This is a genomic window from Pseudomonas sp. PB103 (assembly GCF_009764635.1).
Lineage (GTDB): Bacteria > Pseudomonadota > Gammaproteobacteria > Pseudomonadales > Pseudomonadaceae > Aquipseudomonas.
The window spans coordinates 1-1,603 of sequence record NZ_RWIL01000033.1 but is presented as its reverse complement, the minus strand read 5'-3'; the positions used below and the strand labels follow the sequence as shown (position 1 = coordinate 1,603).

General features: G+C 60.4%; 2 protein-coding genes. One reads left to right on the top strand and one right to left on the bottom strand.

The window, feature by feature from the left end:
• Window positions 1-61: 61 nt before the first annotated feature.
• A complete protein-coding gene (locus EJA70_RS05855; RefSeq protein ID WP_158830116.1) occupies window positions 62-838 on the bottom strand; it encodes an NAD(P)H-dependent oxidoreductase in 777 nt (258 codons plus the stop codon).
• Between the two features lie 60 nt (window positions 839-898).
• On the opposite strand from EJA70_RS05855, the gene EJA70_RS05850 reads away from it, so the two are divergent.
• The coding region (locus EJA70_RS05850; RefSeq protein ID WP_158830115.1) for a LysR family transcriptional regulator at window positions 899-1,603 on the top strand (705 nt) is incomplete at its 3' end.

Below are 1,603 nucleotides of genomic sequence, written 5' to 3'. Positions count from 1 at the left end.
TGCGATCTTTTGATCTGCTTTTTGAAAAACAAAGTCAAAAGATCGCAGCCTGCGGCAGCTCCTACAGGAGGTGTGCTGCGAAGCCTTGGCGCTCGGGGGTGATTGGGTCTTTGAGGGTCAGTGCCGGAATCTCGTAATCGCCCGCGTTCTGTTGCCGAAACGCAATCGGGCGCGTACTCCACAACTCATCCAGTCGGCGGCCTAATTCGTCGCAGGTCTCGGCGTACCGCGCCGCGTCCATCCGGCTGGTGCGATACACCAGAAACGGCGGCACCACTTCAAAACCGGGGTAGTACAGAATCCCGTGCTGGATCGGAAACAGCAGATCATCCATCGGCCCGTTAATCCCGCGCGGCGCGTAATGCGACTCCCACCCGCCAGTGGTAACCATCAACATCGCCCGTTTGCCTTTCATTTTCCCCTCGCCATAACGCTCGCCCCAACGACTGTCGGAGTGTTCACCGACGCCGTAGGCAAAACCGTAGGCGTACACCCGATCGACCCAGCCTTTGAGAATGGCCGGCATGGTGAACCACCACAGCGGAAACTGCAGGATCAGTGCATCCGCCCACAGCAGTTTCTCCTGCTCACGGGCGATGTCGGCAGCCTGAGTGCCCTCGGCGTAAGCGACTTTCGAGTCGAGCGAGGCATGGAACGGTTTCGTCGCATCGCGCTTAGGGGCATCGTCAGCGTCGAGGCTGGCTTTCCAGTTCATCGCATAGAGGTCGGAGACCTGCACGGTGTGGCCGGCGGCTTGCAGGCGCTGGACGCTGAAGTCCCGCAGCGAGCCGTTGAGGGACGTCGGTTCAGGGTGGGCGTAGACCAGTAAGACATTCATGGTGAGTTCCTGTGCTTGAGTGACAGCAGGATCGGCGTTCACCCGGTATATTGGAAATGAATGTCTGATATGTCTGGTATAGCCGTGAATAATTTGAGACGCCTCGATATCAATCTGCTGCTCACGCTCGATGTGTTGCTGTCCGAGCACAACGTCACCCGCGCGGCGCAACGGCTGAACCTGTCGCAGCCTTCGGTGAGTGTGCATCTGGCCAAGTTGCGCGACATTTTTGGCGATCCGTTGCTGCTGCCGGGGCCGCGAGGAATGCGCCCGACTGCGCGCGCCGATGAATTGCGCGAACCGTTGCGCGAGGCGTTGGAGGCATTGGAAAGGGCGGTCGCGCCGGCCAGTGCGTTTGATCCGGCGCAGGCGACGCACACCTGGAAAATCGCCGCTACCGATTACGGCGAATCGACCGTCGTTCTCCCGGCGCTCAGCGGGTTACGCGAGCAGGCGCCGGGCACGCGATTGGCCGTGATCGATCTGACACCTGCGCAGTTGGTGAAACAGGCGGAGCAGGGCATCTTCGACATTGCTCTGCACATCAGCGAAGACGCGCCGCCGGAGTTGCACTCACGACCGTTGTTCACGGAGCGTTATGTGCTGGCCGGTCGTGTCGGTCATCCGGATTTACAGCGCGCACCCACCCGCCAACAGTTCTGCGCATTGGAGCATGTGATGGTGTCGCGTGAGGGCGGGGGCTTTTTCGGGGTGACTGATCGGGCGTTGGCCGATGTCGGGCTGATGCGCAAAGTGGTCTTATCG

Bases quoted from the DNA above. Each gene is read 5' to 3' on its own strand.
- EJA70_RS05855 (WP_158830116.1), bottom strand. From the start codon at position 838: ATGAATGTCTTACTGGTCTACGCCCACCCTGAACCGACGTCCCTCAAC.